19 protein-coding genes, 1 tRNA gene and 2 pseudogenes are annotated in these 23,648 nt (G+C 73.6%); 15 read left to right on the top strand and 7 right to left on the bottom strand.

Going from position 1 to position 23,648, the window contains the following annotated elements; all coding sequences use genetic code 11:
• Window positions 1–23 precede the first annotated feature (23 nt).
• The 4 genes from QOL16_RS09290 (at window position 24) to QOL16_RS09275 (ending at window position 4,680) form a co-directional block, all read left to right on the top strand.
• Window positions 24–368 carry a DUF6507 family protein gene (locus tag QOL16_RS09290; RefSeq protein ID WP_139197247.1) on the top strand — a complete coding sequence of 115 codons (345 nt, stop codon included), beginning with the start codon at window positions 24–26 and terminating at the stop codon, window positions 366–368.
• Window positions 365–2,944, top strand: a complete 2,580-nt coding sequence (locus QOL16_RS09285; protein WP_305410744.1) for a DNA/RNA non-specific endonuclease — start codon at window positions 365–367, stop codon at window positions 2,942–2,944. Before QOL16_RS09290 ends, QOL16_RS09285 begins: the two co-directional genes overlap by 4 nt.
• A gap of 264 nt (window positions 2,945–3,208) precedes the next feature.
• On the top strand, window positions 3,209–3,811 hold the full coding sequence (locus QOL16_RS09280; RefSeq protein WP_139266458.1) for a hypothetical protein: 603 nt from the start codon (window positions 3,209–3,211) through the stop codon (window positions 3,809–3,811).
• Window positions 3,812–3,816: 5 nt separating this feature from the next.
• A complete protein-coding gene (locus tag QOL16_RS09275; protein WP_071284958.1) occupies window positions 3,817–4,680 on the top strand; it encodes an SseB family protein in 864 nt (287 codons plus the stop codon).
• A 33-nt stretch (window positions 4,681–4,713) separates the two neighbouring features.
• On the opposite strand, the gene QOL16_RS09270 is transcribed toward QOL16_RS09275, so the two are convergent.
• Window positions 4,714–5,121 carry a hypothetical protein gene (locus QOL16_RS09270; protein WP_139266457.1) on the bottom strand — a complete coding sequence of 136 codons (408 nt, stop codon included), beginning with the start codon at window positions 5,119–5,121 and terminating at the stop codon, window positions 4,714–4,716.
• 366 nt (window positions 5,122–5,487) lie between these two features.
• On the opposite strand from QOL16_RS09270, the gene QOL16_RS09265 reads away from it, so the two are divergent.
• Window positions 5,488–6,774: a hypothetical protein gene (locus QOL16_RS09265; protein WP_139266456.1), complete on the top strand. Its 1,287-nt coding sequence runs from the start codon at window positions 5,488–5,490 to the stop codon at window positions 6,772–6,774.
• A gap of 46 nt (window positions 6,775–6,820) precedes the next feature.
• On the opposite strand, the gene QOL16_RS09260 is transcribed toward QOL16_RS09265, so the two are convergent.
• Both QOL16_RS09260 and QOL16_RS09255 read right to left on the bottom strand, forming a co-directional pair.
• A complete protein-coding gene (locus tag QOL16_RS09260) occupies window positions 6,821–7,219 on the bottom strand; it encodes a hypothetical protein (protein ID WP_071284956.1) in 399 nt (132 codons plus the stop codon).
• Entirely contained in the window at window positions 7,209–8,294 is a 1,086-nt protein-coding gene (locus QOL16_RS09255; protein ID WP_139266455.1) for a DUF6177 family protein, read from the bottom strand. Before QOL16_RS09255 ends, QOL16_RS09260 begins: the two co-directional genes overlap by 11 nt.
• 130 nt (window positions 8,295–8,424) lie before the next feature.
• Between QOL16_RS09255 and QOL16_RS09250 the strand changes: the two genes are divergently transcribed.
• Complete coding sequence (locus QOL16_RS09250; protein WP_071249288.1) at window positions 8,425–9,966, top strand: aldehyde dehydrogenase family protein; 1,542 nt, start codon at window positions 8,425–8,427, stop codon at window positions 9,964–9,966.
• A pseudogene (locus tag QOL16_RS09245) lies at window positions 9,966–10,400 on the top strand (DUF779 domain-containing protein); the annotation flags it as partial. The gene QOL16_RS09250 and the pseudogene QOL16_RS09245, both read left to right, overlap by 1 nt.
• Window positions 10,401–10,594: 194 nt before the next feature.
• On the opposite strand, the gene QOL16_RS09240 reads toward QOL16_RS09245, so the two are convergent.
• Entirely contained in the window at window positions 10,595–11,860 is a 1,266-nt protein-coding gene (locus QOL16_RS09240; protein ID WP_083395084.1) for a glycosyltransferase, read from the bottom strand.
• A gap of 62 nt (window positions 11,861–11,922) precedes the next feature.
• On the opposite strand from QOL16_RS09240, the gene QOL16_RS09235 reads away from it, so the two are divergent.
• From QOL16_RS09235 to QOL16_RS09225, 3 genes are all read left to right on the top strand, one after another.
• Window positions 11,923–12,819, top strand: a complete 897-nt coding sequence (locus QOL16_RS09235; RefSeq protein WP_254780294.1) for a UbiA family prenyltransferase — start codon at window positions 11,923–11,925, stop codon at window positions 12,817–12,819.
• Window positions 12,816–14,309 carry an NAD(P)/FAD-dependent oxidoreductase gene (locus tag QOL16_RS09230; protein WP_305410739.1) on the top strand — a complete coding sequence of 498 codons (1,494 nt, stop codon included), beginning with the start codon at window positions 12,816–12,818 and terminating at the stop codon, window positions 14,307–14,309. Before QOL16_RS09235 ends, QOL16_RS09230 begins: the two co-directional genes overlap by 4 nt.
• 207 nt (window positions 14,310–14,516) lie before the next feature.
• Complete coding sequence (locus QOL16_RS09225) at window positions 14,517–15,722, top strand: GAF domain-containing protein (protein WP_175473111.1); 1,206 nt, start codon at window positions 14,517–14,519, stop codon at window positions 15,720–15,722.
• 190 nt (window positions 15,723–15,912) lie between these two features.
• Here the strand turns inward: QOL16_RS09225 and QOL16_RS09220 are convergent, their stop codons facing one another.
• Entirely contained in the window at window positions 15,913–16,458 is a 546-nt protein-coding gene (locus QOL16_RS09220) for a hypothetical protein (RefSeq protein ID WP_305410738.1), read from the bottom strand.
• Between the two features lie 144 nt (window positions 16,459–16,602).
• Here QOL16_RS09220 and QOL16_RS09215 point away from each other — a divergent pair, with 144 nt between their 5' ends.
• Together QOL16_RS09215 and QOL16_RS09210 are read left to right on the top strand one after the other, a co-directional pair.
• Window positions 16,603–17,286: a response regulator transcription factor gene (locus tag QOL16_RS09215; protein ID WP_071284953.1), complete on the top strand. Its 684-nt coding sequence runs from the start codon at window positions 16,603–16,605 to the stop codon at window positions 17,284–17,286.
• 179 nt (window positions 17,287–17,465) lie between these two features.
• A complete protein-coding gene (locus QOL16_RS09210; protein WP_254780293.1) occupies window positions 17,466–19,232 on the top strand; it encodes a HAMP domain-containing sensor histidine kinase in 1,767 nt (588 codons plus the stop codon).
• A gap of 989 nt (window positions 19,233–20,221) precedes the next feature.
• On the opposite strand, the pseudogene QOL16_RS17265 reads toward QOL16_RS09210, so the two are convergent.
• Together QOL16_RS17265 and QOL16_RS09205 are read right to left on the bottom strand one after the other, a co-directional pair.
• Window positions 20,222–20,434: pseudogene (locus QOL16_RS17265) on the bottom strand (tetratricopeptide repeat protein); the annotation flags it as partial.
• A 115-nt stretch (window positions 20,435–20,549) separates the two neighbouring features.
• The gene (locus tag QOL16_RS09205; protein ID WP_071284951.1) at window positions 20,550–21,977 is read right to left on the bottom strand and encodes a 26S protease regulatory subunit; all 1,428 of its coding nucleotides are present in this window, start codon (window positions 21,975–21,977) and stop codon (window positions 20,550–20,552) included.
• A 186-nt stretch (window positions 21,978–22,163) separates the two neighbouring features.
• Here QOL16_RS09205 and QOL16_RS09200 point away from each other — a divergent pair.
• The 3 genes from QOL16_RS09200 to QOL16_RS09190 all read left to right on the top strand — a co-directional run bounded on the left by QOL16_RS09200 (window position 22,164) and on the right by QOL16_RS09190 (window position 23,640).
• Window positions 22,164–22,244, top strand: a tRNA-Leu gene (locus QOL16_RS09200).
• Window positions 22,245–22,336: 92 nt separating this feature from the next.
• Entirely contained in the window at window positions 22,337–22,942 is a 606-nt protein-coding gene (locus QOL16_RS09195; protein WP_022903868.1) for an ANTAR domain-containing response regulator, read from the top strand.
• A gap of 227 nt (window positions 22,943–23,169) precedes the next feature.
• Complete coding sequence (locus tag QOL16_RS09190) at window positions 23,170–23,640, top strand: GNAT family N-acetyltransferase (protein ID WP_065959079.1); 471 nt, start codon at window positions 23,170–23,172, stop codon at window positions 23,638–23,640.
• Window positions 23,641–23,648 lie beyond the last annotated feature (8 nt).

Here is a 23,648-nt window from a genome sequence, read left to right as displayed (position 1 = left end):
GCCGACGGCGTGAGAGGTGAGCCATGACGTACAGAGTCGACCCCGCAGGGGTGAAGAGCGTCCTGACGGACGTCGCGTCCAAGAGCCAGCCCGTGATGGACGCGCTCGGCAAGATCGACGGCACCGTGCAGACCGTCGCGACGGGCGCCCAGTCCGAGCTGATCAACGGCGCGCTGTCGAAGTTCTTCGACGCGATGTCGGGGAACGTCACGACGATCACGCGCCACGTGCCGGCGGCGATCGACGGTGCCGTCGCGGCGACGAACGCGGTCGTCCACGGCGACGAGGACATCGCCGCCACGATGGAGACGAACGCGGGCCGTGCGGCGGCGAACGGTGACCTCTCGATCCTCGGGGTCGCGCAGTGAGCCTCATCGACCCGGACGCGTTGCCGGGCGCGAAGATCGACGCCGCTGCGGTGTCCTCCGGGGCCTCGACGCTCGCGACCCTCGCCTCGACCGTGAGCACGGGCGGCGGTGACACCGTCCGCGCCTGGCAGGCGATCTCCGGCTCGTACCAGTCCGACGGTGCCGAGCACCTGTACTCCGTGATGACGCCCGTCGGCACCGCCACCACCGCGCTGGGGGACGGACTGTCCTCGGTGGCCACGGCGCTCACCACCTACGCCGAGACCCTCGCGCAGATCAAGACGAAGCTCGACGCCCTCAAGACCGAGGCCGAGGACTTCGTCCACCGCGCGAAGAACTTCCAGCCGCGGTGGCAGGACTCCGAGGACGGTTACGTGATCGCCTCCCAGGCGGTCAGCACCATGGGCGTCAGCCTGCTCACGGGGACCAAGGTCGAGATCACGTCCTGGGACCAGGACCCCGACATGGTCGACGAGAACAACCGGCTGATCCGACGCGGCGCCGACCTGGCCGAGGAGTGGCTCGCCGCGCAGCAGCAGTGCGCGAACGCGATCCTCGGCGCCGCCTGCCTCGCACCGCTGCCCGGGACCGGCCAGAAGTCGCCGCAGCAGATCATGGCCGAGGCCGAGGCGTCGATGCCGTGGGCGGGCGAGCAGGACATCGACACGCCCTGGGGCTCGACCGGGGACCGCAAGGAGTCCTGCGGTGAGAAGGCCGCGGGCTTCCCGGCGCACCTCGTCAAGGGCGTCGTCGTCGACGGCCTTGGCGGGATGGCGAAGGGGCTCAGTTCGCTGCTCCTCGGCTGGGACGGCACCGGGGTCCCGTGGTTCTCCGAGGCGATCGTCGGTGCGGTCGTCGGGCGGAAGGACATGGTCGACGACGCCTGGGACCGCGCCGGACAGACCTACGGGGGCTCGTGGCTCGGGCTGGGCCACCTCGCCTCGGCGCTGTCCCCGGTGGGCACGGTCGTGAACACCCTCGGCAACACCCCGATCGGTGACTTCCTGCCGAAGGACACCCAGCAGTTCCTGTCCGACTGGGGCCACGACGACACGACCGCCCTGGCGGACACCGTCGGCGGACTCGTCGGGCTGAAGCTGCCCGAGCAGTGGTGGGAAGCCTCCTCGTGGGACGGCTACAACCCGGCGCAGTCGTGGGTCGACGACCCCGGCGGCACCTTCGGTGCGAGCGCGTTCAACATCGGCACGATGTTCATCCCGGGGGCCGGCGAGGCCAGTGCGGGCGCCCACGCGACCGCTGCGGCTGCCGACGCCGCGGGTGACGTCGCGCGCGCCGGTGGGTTCGCGGACGACGCGGCGCGGGCTGCCCGTGGTGCTGACGAGTTCGTGAACGCGGCGAAGGGCGTCACCGTCGGGGACCTGGCGAACCTCGGGAAGGGCGTCGACGCGGGTGACGTCGCGAAGATCGCGCGCGAGGGCGACCTGCCGACGACGAGCGTCGACCTGGCGAGCGATGCCGGCAAGGTCGACGTGCCGACGACGCATGCGGATCCCGCTCCGGCTCCGCACGTCGAGGCGCCGCGCGGCGAGAGCCCGACCGCGGGGCGGGGCGATGCGCCGTCGGTCGCGCGGGATGATGCTCCGGCTGCTGGTCGTGGTGACGTTCCGGCTGCTGGTCGTGGTGACGCTCCGGCGGCTGAGCGGGGCGATGCGCCGTCGGTCGCGCGGGATGATGCTCCGGCTGCTGGTCGTGGTGACGTTCCGGCGGCTGAGCGGGGCGATGCGCCGTCGGTCGCGCGGGATGATGCTCCGGCTGCTGGTCGTGGTGACGCTCCGGCGGCTGAGCGGGGTGACGCTCCGACCGGTGAACGTGGTGACGCCCCCACCGCCGGGCACGGCGACGCTCCGGCGGCGGATCGCGGTGACGCTCCGACGGCTGGGCAGCACGACAGTCCTGCGGGCGCTCGTGATGAGTCTCCGGTCACCGGGCGCGACGATGCGCCGTCGTCGGCGCACGACGAGTCGCAGCCTCCGCAGTCCGCGGACGGGACCGGCGCCCACGACCCGTCGCCGACGACCCACGTCGGGAAGGACGGGGTCGAGCGGACGGTGCTGCAGTTCGACTCGGGTGCCAAGGGTGGCTGGAACACCGACCTCTACCACAAGGCGATCGAGCCGAACACGCGCTACGAGATCGACGGCGGCAAGTGGGTCTACGAGACCGACGAGCACGCGCGGGTCGTCCACGCCGAGGGCCACCTCGACCAGGTGGTCAAGCAGCTCGAGGACCGGAACCGGCACGGCGGTCAGCAGAAGACCGCAGGTGGCGATGACCGCCTCGACGTCGACCACGGCGGTCACATCTTCGCCACCCTGTTCGGTGGTCCCGGTGAAGGCATCAACCTCACCGCGCAGTGGAGCAAGGTCAACCTCGGCTCGTACAAGGCACTCGAGAACCAGTGGGCGGCGGCGATCGATTCAGGGAAGTCCGTCAGAGTCGAGGTCAACTTGGAGTATGCGGGCAAGAACCTTCGACCCGATTTGTACGATGTGAGGTGGCAGGTCGGAGACGGACCGCTCCGTGTCCGACCGTTCAGCAACATCCCGACACCGTGATCAACGACCAGGAGTGACGTGAGCACAGGAACACCGGACGACGAAGCCGCCCTGGTGGAAGCAACCCGGAACCTTCTGGCCCAGGAGGACTGGGTCTCCGCGCAGTTCGAGGGTGCCTTCGTCGGCCCTGAAGCCTCCGTCGTCGGCAAGTTCGTTCGTCCAGACGGATCGACCGGGGTGCTCTGGCCCGCGCTCGCATTCACACGGAAGTGGTGGGCCTTCCACGACTCCTGTGCGAGCCAGGAACGCGGGACGTGGTTCTCGATGAAGATCAACCTGATGCGGGAGCCTGTGGAGGCCGAAGTGTCCTACAACTGGCAGGACCGGGTCTTCTTCGACCAGATGGTTCCGGACCTGGACCCGGCGGAAATGGACTTGACCATGCCCCTCGACGAGTCCTGGGCGGACGAGTTGCAGCGGCACCCTCGGTCGCCTCAGTACGTGCCGACGTGGTTGCGAGAGCTGGTCGGCAGCGAGGACGCGGAGCGAGCATCCGGGGACCATGCTGCCGTCGAGCGGGCGATCGCTGCGGCGCCGACGTGGCCGCCGTTGCGCGCCGAGTTGGCGTCGTCGGCGCGGTGGTCGGCGGTGTTCGATGCCGTGTCCGAGGAGATCGTGCGGGCACTGCGTGCGGAGACCCCGGCGACGGAGTTGCTGCGACGGGAGGCGGACGACCGTGCGTTGGAGCAGGTTGCCGAGACGGCGACGAACGCCCTGCTCACCCGGTTCGTCGAAGACGAGTCGGCGTGTGCTGCGCTCGCGGCGGAGTTGGGTTCGTCGAACGGTCCTGAAGGGGCGGAGGACGACGTGACGGACGCGATCACGGACCTGGTGGACTGGCAGCTCGCACGGCGGTTCGAGCAGTGAGCGGCATGGAGAACCCGGAGCTCGACGCCCAGCTCGAGCAGGCACTCGTGGACCCGTCGTCGCTCGGTGCGTTCGTGAACCACTTCATGAGCAGCCCGCTCCTCGTGCCGATGAACATCGACGGTGACACGGCGTTCCCGATCGCGAAGCGTTTCGATGACGGACCGGCACTCGTGGTCTTCACCGGGGAGCAGCACAGCTTGCAGGTGGACCTGCCGACGGCAAACCAGGTCGTCGTGTTGAACGGAGCGCGGGTCATCGAGTTGGCCGATCCGGACCACGGCGTGCTCGTCAACCCCGGGCCGCAGGAACTCCACCTGCCGATCGGCCTGGTCGCACACCTGCGCCCGCAGATCCCTGCGGAGCTGCTCGCGCCGGCGACGGGCGCTGCGGATCAGCGGCCTGCGGCGCCCGAGCCCGCGCCGGGTGGGTCCTTGGTCGCCGCGCAGCAAGTACAGACGACCCTCGCGGGGAACGCTCACCGGTGGCTGACGCAGGGGCCTGCGTTCGAGACGGCCGACTTCTTCGTGGCGTTCTGCGGGAGCGAGCACACCACGCGGGGTCGCGTCGAGTCCGGCGGCCAGGCCGTCGCGGTGCCGGTCCCAGACCCGATGGTCGATGAGTTCCGTGCACTCCGGCAGGCCGCAGCCGTCCCGGACAAGGGGACGTGGATCGGTGCCGAACTGCACCTGACCTCAGCGGGGTCGTTCTCGTACTCGTTCGTCTACGACGACCGGCTCGACTTCGGCGCGCCCGATCCGCGCGTTGCTCGGACGGACGCCGAACCAGCGCCGGGCCTCGAAGCCTGGCGGTCGGAGTTCATCGCGCAGGGGCGCGCGGAACGGTACGTCCCGGAGTGGGCGCGCTGACCCAGGGATGCGGTCCTGCCGACGGTCGTCTGCTCAGGAACGCGTACCGGTCGAACGGGCTGGTTCTGGCGGTTCCGGCGGGAGGTCGAGCACGACGATCTCGCCGTCCGCGCTCATCGCACTCGGAACGACGTTCGGACGGACGCCGCCGCCTCGCCACAGGGGCAACAGGTTCGGCGAGCACTGTCGGATGAGTTCGGCGTACCAGGGGCCGTACTCTGGATCCGGCTCACGCCCGCGCGCGTCGAGGTCGAGTTCGAGGGCGTCGGCGATCTCGTCTGGCGTCATCGAGGCCGACGGATCGTGGGGGAACGGCATCTCCCAGTCGTCGGCGCCGATGTACAGGCCGAGTCGGAACGGTCGTCTTCCTGATCGCCATCCCGAAGCATGGAGCCAGCAGCGCCAGTCGCCGATCTCGTACAGCTCGGTGAACACGCGCACGGATTCCCATCCGCGCCGGTGGAGGACCGCGACGGCCTGCAGGAAGGCGTGCGAGGGAGTGAGGTCCACGGGGCAGAGGCTACCCCTGGTGCAGCTTCCACCACGGAACGGGCCGCCGTGCCGTGAACCACGTGCCCGTTTCCCGACGATGGTCCACCGCGCAACGAGCCGAGGCGACCCACCACTGACCAGTGGATCGATGAGCTCGAGCGGTAGCCGCGAAGTCCTGAGTGCGTCCCGACGTGGTTGCGGGCGCTGGTCGGGGACGGGAACGCGCAGCGCGAGGCCGTCCAGGGCAGCCATGCGACCGGCCCTGATTCTGGGGGCCGCCAGATGAGGACGATGACGAGGGCGAGGACGAGGACAGTGTCGACGGAGCAGCAGCAAATCGAAGCCACCATCGCCGCGGATGCCCGTCGGGTGCTCGAGCCGATAGAAGTCCCGAGCCCGCTCGCCGACCTCTGGGAGGAGCTCCGCGAGGTCATGGCCGCGCTGGACCGCGGGACGTGGTTCTCGGCGACGCTCGACCTGGTTCGCGCCGACGGCTCCGCCGCGTTCTCCTACAACCACGACGAACGCATCCGGTTCGATCGGCTGATCCCCGAACTCGACCCGGCAGACATGGATTTGACGTCGCCGCTCGACGAGTCCTGGGCGGATGAGTTGCGGCGGCATCCTCGGTCTCCTGCGTACGTGCCGGCGTGGTTGCGGGAGCTGGTCGGGGGCGAGGCCGTGGCACGCGGGTCCGGCCAGGACGGTCGCGGCACGACTCCAGAGCCCGATGTCCACCGAACCACGAGGACAGTGTTGCCCAAGCAAGAACAGATCGAAGCGACCATCGCCGCGGAGGCACGTCGTCTGCTCGAGCAACGTGAGTGGACGACAGCGCGGTTCACTGTCGCTCGGGTCGGTGGCGAAGGAACTTCCGTCGGGCGCTGCACTCGACCCGACGGCTCACTCGAGGCCATCCGCCTCCGCATGCCCTTCAGGGATCTCTGGGAGGAGCTGCGCGAGGTCATGAACGAGCCGGACCGCGGCACGTGGTTCTCGGCGACGCTGGACCTGGACCGCGCCGACGGCTCCGCTGCGTTCTCCTACAACCACGACGAACGCATCTGGTTCGACCGACTCATCCCGGATCTGGACCCGGCGGACTTGCACCTGACCGTGCCGCTCGACGAGTCGTGGGCGGATGAGTTGCGGCGGCACCCGCGGTCTCCGGAGTACGTGCCGGCGTGGTTGCGGGCGTTGGTGGGCAGCGAGGCCGCGGGGAGCGAGCCCGAGGATGGTGCTGCCGTCGAGCGGGCGATCGGCGTGGCTCCGACGTGGCCGCCGTCGCGTGCGGGGCTGGCGTCGTCGGCGCGGTGGTCGGCGGTGTTCGATGCCGTGTCCGAGGAGATCGTGCGGGCACTGCGTGCGGAGACCCCGGCGACGGAGTTGCTGCGGCGCGAGGTGGACGACCGTGCGTTGGAGCAGGTTGCCGAGACGGCGACGAACGCCCTGCTCACCCGGTTCGTCGAAGACGAGTCGGCGTGTGCTGCGCTCGCGGCGGAGTTGGGTTCGTCGAACGGTCCTGAGGGGGCTGAGGACGACGTGACGGATGCGATCACGGATCTGGTGGACTGGCAGCTCGCACGACGGTTCGAGCGATGAGGCGTGCGGAGGAACCCGGCTGACCTTCGCCGGGAACCCCTTCCGTTCAGGAGCGCTGCTCGCCCGATCCGGAGAGCACACCACCCGCGTGCTCGGCGATCGACCGCGCGAGAGCGACCCCGAGCGGTTCCGTGCCCACGGGCGTCGTCCCGTCGTCCTCGTCGTGGAGCGGCACGAAGACGTCGGTCCACCACCAGCCGCCGCCCTCGGCCTGGGCGGGGAGCTCGACGATGTCAGGCAAGAGTCGGCGCACCTCCGACTCCGATCGGATCCGGCGGGGGTGTTGCACCGTCGCGACGACACGGCCCTCGGCGTCGCTGAACCGCCCGACGAGTCCGTCGCGTTCCAGTCGGAGACCGATGCCGTGGCCGACGGCTTCGGCGGCCGGATGGAACTCAGCATCACCGACGAGCGTCGGAGCGATGACGTTCAGCTCACGAGGCATCGCGGTCTCCCTCCGGTCCGGTCGACCGTGCCGCACCGAAGTCGCGGCCGGTGAGGCGTTCGACCGCATCGCGTCCGAGGTGGTCGACGACCGGTCGCAGGCGTTCCCACCCGGTGGCGTCCGGGCGCGACGGTCCGTCCCGGAACCGCAGGACGAGCGACGGGACGCGCGGGCGACCGACGCGTTCGGCGCCGAAGCGATCCCGCATCTCGTCGACGTCGAGCCCGAGCCCCCGCACGGCGGGTGCTCCGAGCAGCATCGCGACCGGCTCCGGCTCCTGCTCGAGCACCGGTCGGAGGGTCAGGTCCCGCGACCCGACCCGCGCGAAGACGAGCGCGACGAGCGGGAGGGCCGTGCTGCAGAGGTCGGCGAGGAGCACGGTCGCGGCGTCGTGCGCGCGCTGCACCTCCGGGGTCCCCGGTGCTCCGACGCCGACGAGGCCGGCCACGACCTCCTCGACACCGTGCTCGGTCCGTCGCGCGGTCACCGAACCGGCGAGTGGTGCGCCGGCGTCCCCGACGACGACGAACCGCGCGTCCGCCGGCATCCTGCCGCGTGCCGCCGCCGTCAGCGTGTCCTTGTCCCAGTCGGCCTCGACCGGCTCGTGGGTGCCCCACCCGGCCGGTGTCGAGCCGGGTCCGAGCGCCGCGAAGGTCTCCCACGCACGTCCGAGACGCGTTCCGGCGTCGGCGCGGTGTCGGATCGACGCCGACACCACGAACTGCACCTGCTCCGGACGAGGGAGCTCGAGGTAGCGCGGGTCGACGGCGTCGGTCGTCCCCGGAGCGCGGAAGGCGTCGGCGACTCCCAGCAGCGCCGTACCGGTCGACCCGTCACGGAGCGCGCCCTCGGCCGACCGGACGACCCAGCGTCCGTCGGCCGCGTCGAGGACCTGCCGGAAGGGTTCGGTCAGCCGGGTGGTCTCGGGGGTGAGGAACACCACCCGCAGTCCGGCGGCCGTGGCCTGGACGACGAGGTCGGCACGCATCGGCGTGAGGGTCACGATCGACCCGACGGTCTCGCTGACCACGTAGCCGTCACCGGTCCCGTCCACCAGCGGGTGTTGCATCCCCATGCACCCGACCATACCGGGGCCCCCGTCGGACCGGACTGCTCGCAACCGGGTGCAACCTCGGCGGTCGTAGCCTCCCGACCGAGGCGCGCAGACCGTGCGCCGTCGACACCGTCGTCGAGAGGGCACCACCATGACCATCGCAGCATCGCCGACCACCTACGCCGCGCCGGGCGAGGACGGAGCGCTCGTCTCCTTCCGCCCCCGGTACGACCACTACATCGGCGGGGAGTACGTCCCGCCGACGGGTGGGCAGTACTTCGAGAACCCGACCCCGGTCACCGGCAAGACCTTCACCGAGGTCGCCCGGGGTGACTCCACGGACGTCGACAAGGCCGTCGCCGCGGCCTGGAAGGCGTTCCCGGCGTGGGGGAGGACGAGCGTCACCGAACGCGCGAACATCCTCAACCGGATCGCGGACCGGATGGAGCAGAACCTCGAGATGCTCGCCGTCGCCGAGACGTGGGAGAACGGCAAGCCGATCCGCGAGACCCTCGGCGCCGACATCCCCCTCGCGATCGACCACTTCCGGTACTTCGCCGGGGCGATCCGGGCACAGGAGGGCTCGACGGGGGAGATCGACCACGACACCGTCGCATACCACTTCCACGAACCGCTCGGCGTGGTCGCGCAGATCATCCCGTGGAACTTCCCGATCCTGATGGCGGTGTGGAAGCTCGCCCCCGCCCTCGCCGCCGGCAACTGCGTCGTGCTCAAGCCCGCCGAGCAGACGCCGGCCTCCATCCACGTGCTGCTGGGACTCATCGAGGACCTGCTCCCCGCCGGCGTCCTCAACGTCGTCAACGGGTTCGGCTTCGAGGTCGGCGCGCCGCTCGCGCAGCACCCCGACGTCCGGAAGGTCGCCTTCACGGGGGAGACCACCACGGGGCGGCTCATCATGCAGTACGCCTCCCAGAACCTCATCCCGGTGACACTCGAACTCGGCGGGAAGAGCCCGAACGTGTTCTTCGCCGACGTCGCCCAGGAACGAGACGCGTTCTACGACAAGGCGCTCGAGGGGTTCGCCTTCTTCAACCTCAACCAGGGCGAGGTCTGCACCTGCCCGTCGCGGGCGCTCGTCGCGGAGGAGATCTACGACGGGTTCGTCGCCGACGGCCTCGACCGTGTCCGCGCCGTGAAGCAGGGCCACCCGCTCGACCTGTCGACCATGATCGGAGCGCAGGCGTCGAACGACCAGCTCGAGAAGATCCTGAGCTACATCGACATCGGCAAGCAGGAGGGCGCGAAGCTGCTCACCGGCGGCGAGCGCGCCGACCTCGGCGGCGAACTCAGCGGCGGCTACTACGTGACCCCGACCGTGTTCGAGGGCGACAACGCGATGCGGATCTTCCAGGAGGAGATCTTCGGCCCGGTCCTCGCCCTGACCCGGTTCAGCGGCTACGACGACGCGATCCGGATCGCCAACGAAACGCTGTACGGCCTCGGTGCCGGGGTGTGGAGCCGCGAGGCGACGACGCTCTACCGGGCCGGCCGTGACATCCAGGCGGGTCGCGTCTGGTCGAACACGTACCACCAGTACCCGGCGGGCGCGGCGTTCGGCGGCTACAAGCAGTCCGGCGTCGGGCGCGAGAACCACAAGATGATGCTCGACCACTACCAGCAGACGAAGAACCTGCTCGTGTCGTACGCCGAGGGTCCGATGGGGTTCTTCTGATGCCGCTGCCGGACGGCGGTGCCACCGTCGGCCGGTCCGAGGGGACCGGCCCCGCCGCCGGGACGGTCCCGGACCGGGTCGCGGTCACGCCGGCGGCGGAGGAGCTCCTGCGCTCCCTCGCCGCCCGGCACGGCCCCCTGATGTTCCACCAGTCGGGTGGCTGCTGCGACGGCTCGAGTCCGATGTGCTACCCCGTCGGCATGTTCCGGACCGGACCGGGCGACGTGCTGCTCGGGACGCTCGAGGTGGCGGGCACGGCTCCGGTCGAGGTGTACATGTCGCGCTCCCAGTTCGAGTACTGGAAGTACACGCACCTGACGATCGACGTGGTCGAGGGTCGGGGCAGTGGGTTCTCCGTCGAGGTCCCCGAGGGCAAGCGGTTCCTCACCCGGTCACGGATGTTCACCGACGCCGAGCTCCGCGCCTTCGGGCTCCTGCCCACGGCAGAGCAGCCGACGGCAGGGCAACCCACGGCAGAGCAGCCGACGGCAGGGCAACCCGCGGGTGAGCAGCCGACGGCAGGGCAACCCTCGGGTGAGCAGCCGGCGGCAGAGCAACCCACGGGTGAGCAGCCGACGGCCGCGCAACCCGCGGCGCACCCCCGGACGGCAGCCCGAGGCTGAGGACGTCACGGCCCGCCGGCGGATGCCCGCACCGACCCCGACGGCGGGCCCACGACGTCCGACGCCGACCCGGCTCCCATTGACTCGAGCACGTCGACCGCCCGCTGCACCCCCTGTTCCCGCCGCACGGCCCGCCCCACCTCGGCCGCACGTCCGCGACGCGACAGCGCGTCGCCCATCGCGCGCCCGAGTGTGTCGGCCGACACACGGCGCAGCGGGACCGGGGCGGCGGCGACACCCTGGCGGTGGAGCTGCGCTGCCCAGAACGGCTGGTCGGCGGTGACGGGCACGACGACCGCCGGCACACCCGCCCGGGCGACCGCGTGCGAGGTCCCGGCCCCGCCGTGGTGCACCACGAGCGTCGCGTGCGGCAGGACCGCGTCGAACGGGACCGAGCGGACGGCCAGGACGTCGTCGTCCGGTCCTCCCGTCGGCAGTGCGAGCCCACCCCACCCGGTCACGAGCAACACCCGGAGCCCGTGTGCCCGTGCGGCTGCGACGACCGCCGCACCACGGGCCGTCGCGTCGCCGACGGCCATCGACCCGAAGGAGGCGACGACGGACGGACCGCCCCGCAGGAAGTCGCGCACCGCCGCGTCCGCTCCGGCCTCGTCAGCGCCGTCGTACCAGGCCCCGGTCTGGTGCACCCGCGCCGGCCAGTCGTCGGGACGCGGCAGCAGCGTGGGGCTGACGGCCATGAGCACGGCGCTCGACGCCGTCCGGTGGGCGGGACGACGGCCGCCCGGCAGTTCCGCTGCGGCACGGGCCACGTCGGTGTCGAAGAGCCGTGCCGCGGCTCGCGGGACGGCGTAGGTGAACCGGTTGGCCGCACCGAGGTCGCGGGTCGCGGTGGGCCCTCCGGCCGCGGGGATCCGCTCGCTCGCCGTGGCGACCGGGGCGAACTCGACGAGCACCCGCGGCACGCCGAGCGCGTCCGCCACCATCGGCGCGCTGAGCACCAGCGGGTGGTGCACCACCACGTCCGGCGCGAAGGCGATGCTCTCCCGCACGGCTGCGGCGAGCATCCGCTGCATCGCCGGGCGGACCTCGACGCGCAGGTGACGAGCGAGTGCGAGCGGGGTCCGGCCGCGCGGCGTGAGCATCCGCTGCACGTCCAGACCGAGCGGCACGGAGTCGACCCCGTCGGGCGCTGCGGCGTCGTCGGGCAGCGCCAACCGGACCTCGTGACCCCGCGCGACGGCGTGCCGTGCCAGCGCCGCGAACGGCTCGACGTCACCGCGGGTGCCGGCGGTGAGCAGCATGATGCGCATCCGACCAGTGTGGCGGGGGCGACTCCGCCGGTTGTCGAGGTGCACCGGGTAGCCTCGGCCCTGTGACCGACGGGAGTGAGTGGATGCTGCGCACCACCCCCTCGGGGACCGCCACGGCCGTGCGCCGACTCGTGCACATCTCGCGGCCGGTGCTGTGGATCAACACGATCGGCTCCGGTCTCGTCGGCGTCTGGCTCACCGGCGCGCTGTTCGACGTCCGCGCCCTGCCGGTGCTCCTGTGGCTCACCCTGCCGTTCAACCTGCTCATCTACGGCGTCAACGACGTGTACGACCAGGACACCGACGCCACCAACCCGCGCAAGGGATCGATCGAGGGTGCCCGGATCCGCCAGTCCGAGGTCCGGCTCATCGCCTGGGCGGTCGCGGTCACGAACGTCCCGTTCCTGGTGTACTTCCTCGTCGCACTGCCGCCGCTCGCGAACGCCGCGATCCTGCTGTACGTCGGCGTCTTCGTCTTCTACTCGGCGCCGCCGCTGCGGTTCAAGGCGCGTCCGTTCCTCGACTCCCTGAGCAACGCGGCCTATGCGCTGCCGTTGGTCATCGTCCCAGCGGCCCTCGCGGAGACGCCGGTCTGGCCGGCCGCCCTCGGGCTCATGGCGTGGAGCGTCGCCAAGCACGCGTTCGACGCGGTGCAGGACATCGGGGAGGACCGGGATGCGGGCATCACCACGACCGCCGTGCTCCTCGGCCCACGCGGGACCGCGCTCTGGAGCGGCGCCTGGTGGCTCGTGTCCGTGGCGCTCTTCGCGGTGGTGAGCGTGCCCGTCGCCGTCGTCGACCTCCTCATCGCGGGTGTGCTCGTGGTGTGCCTGTTCCGCGATCCGACGCCGGCGACCGGCCACCGTCTGTACCGGCTGTCCGTGGCGTTCCCGTACATCGCCGGGACGTTCGCCGGGGTGCTGCTCCTGGTCTCGATCGTGCTCGGGGGGACCCGGTGAGCCGCGTCGTCGTCGTCGGCGGGGGGATCGGCGGCCTCACCGCCGCCGCGCTGCTCGCCCGTGCCGGTCACCGGGTCACGCTGCTCGAGGCGTCCGGCGAGCTGGGCGGCAAGAGCCGCCGGATCCAGCTCGGCGACGAGCGCATCGACACCGGGCCCTCGCTCGTGACCTTCCCCGCCGTGTGGGACGAACTGCTGCGTCGCCTCGGCGACGGCGGAGCCGAACTCGACCGGTCGCGCGCCGACGGCGGAGCCGAACTCGACCGGTCGCGCGCCGACGGCGGAGCCGCACTCGACCGGGTCGACGCCGACCTCGACCTCGTCCGGATGCCCGAGGTGGGCCGGTACTACCACGCCGGCGAGGAGACCTCCCTACCGGTGGCACCGGACCACCCCTGGTACCCCGCGTGGCGGCGGTTCTCCGAGCTGCACGCGCCGCTGGCCGACGACGTCACCCGACTGCTGCTCGCCGACCCGCTCGACCGTGCGGCGCTCCCGGCCGTCCGCCGGCTGCTCGCCGTCTACGGCTCACGCCTCACGACGCGCGCCTACCTCGACGGCCTGCCCTGGCTGCCCGACGGATTGCGCGAGATCATCGCGATCCACACGCTGAACGCCGGTGTCTCGCCTGCTCGCACCCCGGCCCTGTACGCGAGCATGCCCGCGATCATGGCGGCGACCGGGGCGTGGGTCCCGCGCGGGGGCGTGTACGAGATCGTGCTCGCGCTGACGCGCCTGGCCGAGGCCGCCGGGTGCGAGGTGCGCACCGGCGAGGTCGTCACCCGCATCGAGCGCGGTTCGGTCACCACCGACCTCGGTCACCACCGCGCAGACCTCGTCGTCAGTGCGCTCGACGCCGACCGGCTCGCACAGCTGACCGGCCCGTCGCGGGTCCCGGCACTGCCCCGACTGCGCCCGCGCACGCTGTCCTGCTCGGCCGTCGCCCTGTACGGCGTGCTGCGCGAGGAACTCCCGGCGGAGATCGCCACCCACAGCGTGGTGCTGCCGACGAAGCCGGCCGCGCTTCACCGCAGCCTGGAGGCGGGCGACGAGCCGGCCGACACGATGGTGTTCGTCAACCAGTACCGCCCGGGCGAGGTCTACCCGAACGCGCGCGGCACCCTCGGCATCCTGCTCACCGCACCCGCCGACGGCGGCCACTACTCGGTCGACCACCCCTTCGTGCGCCGCGAGGTGGACCGTGTGTCCCGGGCGATGGGGCTCGACGGACCCCTCACGGACCTGCTCGACGAACAGACCGTGCTCGACCCGCAGCACTACGGCACCCTGGGCGAACCGCACGGCGCACTGTACGGTGCCGCGCGACCGCCGTGGCAGAGCGGGCCGTTCCACCGACCGTCGTACAACGACCGGTGGCGGCCGTGGCTGTGGCGCGTCGGTGCGTCGGTGCACCCCGGCGGCGGCATCCCCGCGGTGGTCGGCGGCGCGATGATCGCGGTGGACCGGCTGCTGCGCGCGAACCGCGCCTGACCGACTCGACCGACCGACCGCCCGGACCTCGCCCGACCTGCGCCGGACCGGCGCCGGACCGGTGCCGGACCGGTGCCGGACCGCCAGCACCGCGCCCGACCGCCCGAGCCACGGCCGACCCCCGACCCCTGGCCCCCGCACCCCGCCCGACGTAGGCTGACCCCACCGACCGCGACGACGCGGCCGCGACCTGCGAGGGGAGGCGACGTGCCCGTCCCCGCCGGTCTCCGCCCGCTCGTCGCCGCGTCGTGGCGTCGCTCGTCCCGGGTCGACCCGGACGGCACCCCGGCCCTCGCCCTCGACGACGACCAGCTCGACGCCCTCCGCGCCGAGGGTCCGATCGGGACCGCCCTGCCGGTGGTCCGCCGGCTGCTCCTCGACGAGGTGCGCGCCGCGGGCTGCGTGGTCGCGGTGACCGACGCGACGGGCTGCATCGTCTGGGTCGACGGTGCCCGCCGCGCTCGACGCGCCGCGGAGGACATGGGCTTCACCGCGGGCGCCGACTGGGCGGAGGACCACGTCGGCACGAGCGCCCCGGGGACGGCCCTCCGACTCGGCCGCGGCGTGCAGATCCGGTCGGAGGAGCACTACGCCACCGCCGTCAAGGCGTTCTCGTGTACGGCGGTCCCGCTCCACGCGGCCGACGGCTCGGTCGTGGGCGCCCTCGACATCACCGGCGACGACCGGGCCGTCGAACGGCACACCCTGCCGCTCCTCACCGCCACCGCCGCAGCGGCCGAGGCGCAGATCGCCCTCGCCGCCGTGCGGCGTCCGCCGGGAGCGGCGACCGAGGAGCCCACCGCGGGCGTCGCCCGGCGCCGGACCCCCGTCCGGTCCGAGCTCGACCTGCTCGGGTCCGACACCGCGACCCTGCGGACGGGCGACCGCTCGGTCCGTCTGTCGGAGCGGCACTCCGAGGTCCTCGCCGTGCTCGCATCGACGCCCGGCGGGCTCGCCGCCGAGGACCTCGCGGTCGCCGTCTACGGCGACCGCCGCGCGGTGCCGACGCTGCGTGCCGAGGTGGTGCGGCTGCGGCGCGTCCTCGCGGAGCACGCGCCGGACGCGCGTCTGACGTCGCGTCCGTACCGCCTGACCGGGATCCGCACCGACGTCGACACGGTGCTGTCCGCGCTCGACCGCGGGGCGCGCCTCCAGGCCGTCGACGGGTACCCCGGACCGGTGCTGCCGGGTTCGGCGTCCCCGGGGGTCGACGACCTGCGCGACGCGGTGCGTCTGCGGTTCCGCGAGTCGGTGCTCACCGACGGCGGCGCGGAGGCGCTGCACGCGTGGTCGCGCACGGCGGACGGTGCCGCGGACCCGGAGGTGCTCCGCGCCCTCCTCGCGGTCCTGCCGCGGCGGTCGCCGCGACGAGCCGGTCTGGTGGCCGCGATCGAGGCGCTCGAGCGCCGCTGACGGGTCCGGGACCCGGGCCGGGAGGCGCGACCCGGGTCGACGCGTCGGCCTGCGGTCGCGGGACCCCGTGGCGGGAGGCGCGCCCCGCGTCGACGGGTCGGCTCCCGTGTGCGGAACGCCGGCCGGGAGGCGCGCCCCGCGACGGCCGCCCGGCCGGCGGGTGCGCCTCCCGCTCCTGGTGCGGTCCGGGTCAGGACCCGGAGGTCGGTGCCGGGGTCGCCTGGTCGCCCTGCTGCGGTGCGGCCGGCGCGTCCTTCGGCGTCGCGCCGTCGGCGGGCGGTGCGGGCGGAGCGGGCGCGTCCTTCGGCGCGGTGCCGTCGGCGGGCGGTGCGGGCGGAGCGGGCGCGTCCTTCGGCGCCGTGCCGTCCGCGGGCGGCTTCGGAGCGGTGCCACCGGGAGCCGGGAGTGCGACGCACCCCGGAGCCGGCGCAGCCGATCCGCCGGGGCCCGCGGCGTCCTTGCCCTTCGCGTCCTTGCCGGTCGCGTCCTTGCCCTTCGCGTCCGTGCCGCCGACGCCGGGCGTGGGTGCGCCCTTCGGTGCCCCGGTCGGCGCACCGCTGGGCGCTCCGCTCGGTGCGGTCACCGTCGGCGCGTTCCCGCCCCCGTCGGCCATCGCGGCAGTGACGCCGATCCCGCCGAGCACGAGCACCGCGGCGGCCGCGGTGCCGATGCCCGCGGCACGGAGGGTCCGGCGACGGCGGTCACCGGTGGGCTGGTCGTGTCGTTCGTCGTGCATGGTGTCTCCTGTTCGTCGGGCGGATCGGGTCGGTCCGCCGGCGAGGACGACGGTCCGATCCGAACCTGAAGCAGGACTGAAGTCCAGGTGATGTCCAGGTCGCTCCATGCTCCGTGCGGGCCGAACCCACCTACGGTTGCCGCCGTGAACGCACCAGCACGCATCCTCGTGGTCGAGGACGACGACACGCTCCGCACCGCCGTCGTCACGACCCTGCGCGCCGAGGGGCACCTCGTCGCCGCCGCGGCCGACGGTCGGACGGTCGTCGACGACCTCGAGCGCGCGGTCCCCGACCTCGTCCTCCTCGACTGGATGCTGCCGGGCCCGAGCGGCATCGCCCTGGCCGCCCGCATCCGGGCCCGCTCGGACGCCGCCGTGGTGATGATGACGGCGCGGGACGAGCTCGACGACCGGCTCCGCGGGTTCGCCGAGGGCGCCGACGACTACGTGGTGAAGCCGTTCGCGATGGCCGAGCTCGTCGCGCGCGTGACGGCAGTGCTCCGTCGGCGCGGTCGCGTGCCCAGCGTGATCGAGGTCGGTGACCTCGTGATCGACCCCGAGGGCGCGACGGTCCGGCGCGGCGGCGTGCTGCTCGACCTCACCGCGACGGAGTTCCGGCTGCTCCGCTTCCTCGCCGAGAGCCGCGGCCGGACGGTCTCGAAGGGACAGATCACGACGCAGGTGTGGGGCTACGACGCGGTCGCGGGGAACCTCGTCGAGGTCCACCTCAGCGCGCTGCGTCGCAAGATGGAGGCGCACGGGCCCCGGCTCGTGCACACGGTCAGGGGCCTCGGGTACCGGCTCGGTGTCGACCGGGGTGCGGCGTGACTGCCGACGCGGGCACCGCGGGCACGGCGGGTCCCGCGGGCACGGAGGGTCCCGCGGACGCTGCGGGTCCCGCGGGCACGGAGGGTCCCGCGGACGCTGCGGGTCCCGCGGACGCTGCGGGTCCCGCGGGGCAGCGTGGCCTGCGCACCCCGTCGCTCCGGCTGCGCACCGTCGTCGCCGTGCTCGTGCTCCTCGCCGTCCTGCTCACCGGACTCGTCGTCGCGGTCGAGGCGGTCCTCGGCGCCCGGCTCCGCGCCCAGGTCGAGGACCGACTGCGCGACCGTGCCTCGGCCGCGGCGGCCCTCGTCGGCGTGCTCGACGCCGACGACCTGGCCGACCGGCTGTCCGCACAGGGACTGTCGGTCCGGATCGTGCAACCCGACGGAGCGGCCGTCGACGCCGGACCCACGCCCGACCAGCTGCGCTCCGGACCGCCGGACCCCGCGACCCTCCCCGGACCCGCGGGTCGCGAGGGCCGCGGCTCCGCGACCTCGGGGTCGACCGCGGACCGCGGGACCGACGCGTCGGACGGCACGTCGTCGACCGCGCGGACGGGCGGCGTCTCGGTGGCGTCGTCGTCCGTCTCGTCCGACGACGGGGTCCTGACACTCCGGTCGGTGCTCGACGACGGCACCCGGATCACCCTCACCGCGGGGACCCGGGACGTCGAGGAGACCCTCACCCAGCTCGGCTGGGTGATGGGCGGTGCCTCGCTCGCGTTCCTCGGTGTCGCCGTGGTCGGCGTCGTGTTCGTCGTGCGGCGCTCGCTCCGTCCCCTCGACGAGCTCGCCGCCACCGCACGGTCCATCACGCAGGGCGACCGCGGCCGTCGTCTCCGGCCGACGCGCCGGGACACCGAGATCGGCCGGGTCGCGGTGGCCCTCGACGACATGCTCGACGCCGTCGAGGGTGCCGAGGCGCAGGCCGTGGCCGCCGAGGAGCGCGTCCGTGGCTTCCTCTCCGACGCCGCCCACGAGCTGCGCACCCCCGTGGCGGGGGTCCGCGCGGCGGCGGACACGCTCGTCCGGGACGCCGACCCGGCGATGCGCGAGGAGCTCGCGGTGCACGTGGTCCGGCAGGCCGACCGTGCCGCGCGGCTCGTCGACGACATGCTCACGATGGCCCGGCTCGACCGCGGGATCGCCCTCGACCGACGCCCGGTCGACCTCGTCGCCTGGGCCCGTGCCGAGGTCGACCGCGCGCGGGTCCGGCTCCCCGCGATGACGCTCGACGTCCGGGCGCCCGACCACGCCGTCACCGCCGAGGTCGACCCCGACCGACTCGCGCAGGTCCTCGGCAACCTCGTCGACAACGCCGCCCGCGCCACCGACGGCGTGGGCACCATCCGGGTGACGGTCGCGCGCGAGCACGATGCGGCGCTGCTCATCGTCGAGGACGACGGCCCCGGCATCCCCGCGGCCGACCGCGAGCGGGTGTTCGACCGGCTCGTCCGGCTCGCCGAGGCACGCGACGTCCGGTCCGGCGGGGCCGGCCTCGGGCTGCCGATCGCCCGCGGGATCGCGACGGCGCACGGCGGCACGCTCGCGCACGCGCCCGAGCACGCGCCGCCGGACGAGACGCCGCTCGGCGGCGCACGCTTCGTCCTCCGCCTACCCGTCCGGACGGCCCGAACGGCGCCAGGACCGGCAGCGGGCGACCGCGCCGGTCAGGTGCCGCCGGCCGCGGGCGACCGCGCTGCTCAGGTGCCGCCGGCCGCGGACGACCGCGCCGGTCAGGTGCCGATCGAGGGGACGTCGAACGGCGGGAACGACGGCAGGTCGAGCGTCGGTGTCGGCACGCTCGTCGGCGGTGCCCAGGACGGCACCGGTGCCGGAGCGGGGCGCCCACCCTCGTGCGGCAGGTCCCGTGCCGACGCGTCCCGGAGCCCGAGCGCGCCGAGCACGAGCAGCAGCACCGTCAGGCCGAGGAGCGCGACCAGCCGGTAGCGCACGCCGACGGCGCGGAGCCAGCGCTGCGGTGCGTGCCGACCGGCGCGGACGGCCTCGACGAACGAGGCGGCGGCGACGAGCGCGACCGGCCACGCGACGACGGTGACCGCTCCGTCCGGCGCCGTGGGCAGCACTGCTCCGGCGACGGCTGCCGCGAGGGCCGCGACCGCGAGGCCGGTCCCGAGCGCGAGCTCCTGGCGCAGCCCGCCGTACCGCCAGGCGGTGCCGAACGCGACCCGACCGGAGCGGCGTCGGGCGGCGAGGAGCGCCCGGTCGTCGCCCGGCAGCGGCGCGACGACCACGACCAGGCCGGCCACGACCGCGACGCCGAGGACCCCGAGCACCACGACCGGGGCGACCGTGTCCAGGGGCGTCCACGCGAGGACCACGCCGGCGCCGACCGCGACCGCAGCCGTCCACGCCGCCCACCGGGCCGGTCGTCGTCCGGTCCGGGGCAGGGTGTCGAGGTAGCTCGTGGGCAGCCGGTCCCGCCGGGCGCGGTACCGCCGCCGCACGAGCAGCGCGAGCCCGCCCGATGCCGCGGCGAGCAGCGTCGCCAGCGGGCCGGCGGCAGCCGGAGCGGCGACGACCGCACCGAGCGCGACGACCGCGACCACGACGGGCAGCACCGCAGCGGTGGCGGCGAGCCGGCGCTCCCAGGTGACGGCCGCGTCGAGCAGTTCCCGCGCCTCCTGGTCCGACGGGTTCGTCGTGAGCAGGTCGAGCAGCAGGGCCGGCTGCTCGCAGACGGGCGCGTACTCGGCGCGGAGCCCGAGCAGGGCGGGGGACTGCGGCGCGATCGCGAGCCCGCGCGCCACGAGGTCCCGCGCGACCGCGTGCCGGCGGTACGCGTGCTCGCAGACCGCGGCGACGACCACGTGGTCGGGGTCGTCGGGCGCCAGGTCGATCGCCCGGCGGTACGCGTCGCGCACGGTCGCGAGCGACCCCGGGCGTCGGTCGTCGACGGAGGCCAGCGCGTGGGTCGTCCAGACCGCGGGCACGTCCGGTGCCTGGGCGACGAGCTGCGCGGTGACGGCCCGCGCCTCGCGCCCGCGTTGTGCCGCGACGAGCACCAGGGCCAGCCGGACGTACCCCGCGAGCGACTCGGGCGCGGCGCGGACCGCGGCTCGCGCGGCGGACTCGGCGCCCGCGAGGTCGCCGCGGTGCTGGAGCAGGGTCGCCCACTCGACGAGCAGCACCGGGTCCTCGGGCGCGTGCGCGGATGCCTCGCGCAGCACCTGCTCCGCACGGTCGAGCTGCCCGACGGCGCGGAGCGACCCGGCCAGTGCCGCCGCGGACGCGGTCGCGTCGGCGTCAGAGGACACGCTTGCGCCGCAGGTACGCGACGAGGTCGTCGTACCGGCCGTCCGCGTTCGCGAAGGCCGCGACGTTCTTCGCCGTGACGAGCCAGGACCCGGTCGACGGCTGCACCTGCGAGCGGGCACGCAGGACGTCGTCCATCACGACCGGTTCGATCCGTCCGGCGGCCACCGACCGCGCCATCGCCTGCTCCGCCGCCGAGGTGACGAGGTGCTCCAGGTCGGCTCCGCTGAAGTCCTCGGTCGCGGCGACGACCTCCGCGAGGTCGATCCCGGCGATCGGCCGTCGCGCGAAGTGGTGCCGGAGGATCGCCTCGCGAGCCGGGGCATCGGGCGGTAGCACGAGCGTCATCCGGTCGAAGCGACCGGGTCGCAGGAGCGCGGGGTCGACGTCCCACGGGCTGTTCGTCGCGGCGAGGACGAACAGGCCGTCGTTGTCCGACCCGACCGAGTCGAGCTCGAGCAGCAGCTGGTTGACCATCTGCCGCAGGCCGCTCCACCCCGTGCCGATGCTCGAGCGGCGTGCCCCGAGGGCGTCGATCTCGTCGAGGAACAGGACCGCGGGCGCCTTGGCCCGCGCGGCCTCGAACACGGCGTGCAGGTTCTTCTCCGTCGCGCCGACGTACGGGTCGAGCACCTGGTCGATGCGCACGGTGAGGAAGTGCGCACCGAGCTCTCCGGCGATCGCCCGCGCCATGAACGTCTTGCCGCACCCGGGCGGGCCGTACAGCACGAGGCCGCCGCGGAGGGTCTTGCCGAACGCCGCCGCCAGCTCGGGGTGCCGCATCGGTTCGAGGAACGACTCCCGGATCCGCTGCTTGACGTCCTCGAGGCCGCCCACGTCGGCGAGGGTCACCTGCGGGCGCTCCACCTCGACGTCGACGACCGGTTCCCCGTCGCCGCCGTCCACCCGGATCCGCTCCGGGCGGTCGCCGTCGCCGTCCGCCGTGGACCGGTCGGACGTCGGGGTCGCGTCGACGAACGGCGGCGGCACGACGTGTCCCAGCTCCGCCTCCGCACGTCGCCAGTCGAAGTCGTCGCCGGCACGGCCGGGAGGCGCGGTGCCGGTCCCGGGACCGCCCGCGTCGGCGGGGTGGTCGCCGTCCGCCGCGGTGCTGCGGTCCCCGGTCGCCTCCGGTGCCGCATCCGCGTGCGGCCGGACGCCGCCGTCGGTCCCGCGCTCCGGGGTCGGGACGGCGTCGCCCGCCGCCGACCCGCGCAGGGCTGCGGACGCCGCGGTCAGCACCCGCAGTGCGGTCGCGTCGCGCGGGGCGTGCTGCAGGGCGACCGCCGCGTGCTGCAGCGCCTCCGCCGGACGGCCGCGGTCGAGCAGGAGCTGTGCGACCTGCCCGCGCAGGCCGACGTCGTCGGGGGCTGCGGCCACCGCGGCGAACAGGCTCGAGAACAGGGCGTCGTCGGTCATGGGTGCCTCCGGGTCGGTGCGAGGGGACGACGACGTCGGCCTCGCGCCCCCGCATCCCCGTGCGACCGACTGTAGCGGCCGGCCCCGACGACCGCGGCGGACGGCGACCGCGGCGGACGACGACCGCGGCGGACGGCGGGCGCGCGAACGGGGTGCGGCGTGCCGGGCTGCTAGCCTGGTCTCCTCGCGAGTGTGGTGGAACGGTAGACACGGGGCACTCAAAATGCTCTGCCTCACGGCGTGCGGGTTCGAGTCCCGCCACTCGTACCGATCGTCCGTCGGCCGGGTCCTCGGTCGGGCCGGTCGTCCGTCGGGATGCCCGGCGGCGTCCTCTCCGGCCGTCTAGTAGGCTCTCCGTCGTGAGTGACACAGAAGCAACCCCAGCAGCACCGCGTCGCGTCGTCGTCGCCGAGGACGAGTCGCTCATCCGTCTCGACATCGTCGAGATCCTCCGCGACAACGGCTTCGACGTCGTCGGCGAAGCGGGTGACGGCGAGACCGCCGTGCAGCTCGCGACCGACCTCCGCCCGGACCTCGTGGTCATGGACGTCAAGATGCCCCAGCTCGACGGCATCTCCGCGGCCGAGAAGCTCTCCAAGAACCACATCGCTCCGGTGGTCCTCCTCACGGCGTTCAGCCAGAAGGACCTCGTCGAGCGCGCGACCGAGGCCGGTGCCCTCGCCTACGTCGTGAAGCCCTTCACCCCGAACGACCTGCTCCCCGCGATCGAGATCGCCCTCTCGCGGCACCAGCAGATCATCACGCTCGAGGCCGAGGTCGCCGACCTGGTCGAGCGCTTCGAGACCCGCAAGCTCGTCGACCGCGCCAAGGGCCTGCTCAACGAGAAGATGGGCCTCACCGAGCCCGAGGCGTTCCGCTGGATCCAGAAGGCGTCGATGGACCGCCGCCTCACCATGCACGACGTCGCCAAGGCGATCATCGAGCAGCTCAGCGCCAAGAAGTAGCACCCGCTCGCTCACGCGACAAGCGCCGCCGGACACCGTCCGGCGGCGCTTGTCGCGTTCCCGGGCCGCCCGCCCCGGCCGCCGATGGAGCAGGAACCGTCGGGTGGGCGCCCGCGACCCGACGTCGTCTGCTCCGTCGGCGCGGGTGACGGCCGACGCGTGGTGCGGGTCGGACGGGAGGCGCGGGTCGGCCCCGCCGCGGACCGGCCACCTGGCAGGGTGGGGGCATGGACGACGTGGTGATCCGTGCCTCCCGGCCGGAGGACATGGCAGCGGTGGCCGACCTGCGGTGGCGGTGGAGCGTCGAGGAGGACGGTCGGGTACCGACCGTCACACCCGAGGCGTACCGCGACGCGACGGCGGCGTTCGGGCGCGAGCACGCGGACTCGCACCGGTGCGTCGTCGCGGAACGGGGCGGCGTCGTGCTCGGCATGGCGTGGCTCGCGCTGAACCCGCGCCCGCCGGTGCCGCACCGGCCGCACGGCCGCGTCGCGGCGGAGCTGCAGAGCGTCTACGTGCACCCGGACCTGCGTGGTGGGGGCGTCGCGGGTGCGCTCGTCGCCGCGCTGGTCGACCTCGCGGACGAGGCCGGCGCGGAACGGGTCGTCGTGCACTCGAGCGTCGTCGGGGAGCGGCTCTACCGGCGGCTCGGCTTCGGCGACGCGCGACTGTTGCTGCAGCGACCGCCGGAGGACTGACGGCTGCG

This window comes from Curtobacterium sp. MCBA15_004, from assembly GCF_001865055.2.
In the GTDB taxonomy this organism is placed as follows: Bacteria; Actinomycetota; Actinomycetes; order Actinomycetales; family Microbacteriaceae; genus Curtobacterium.
Note: the sequence above shows the minus strand (reverse complement) of the source record. Positions and strands in the feature narration are given on the sequence as shown.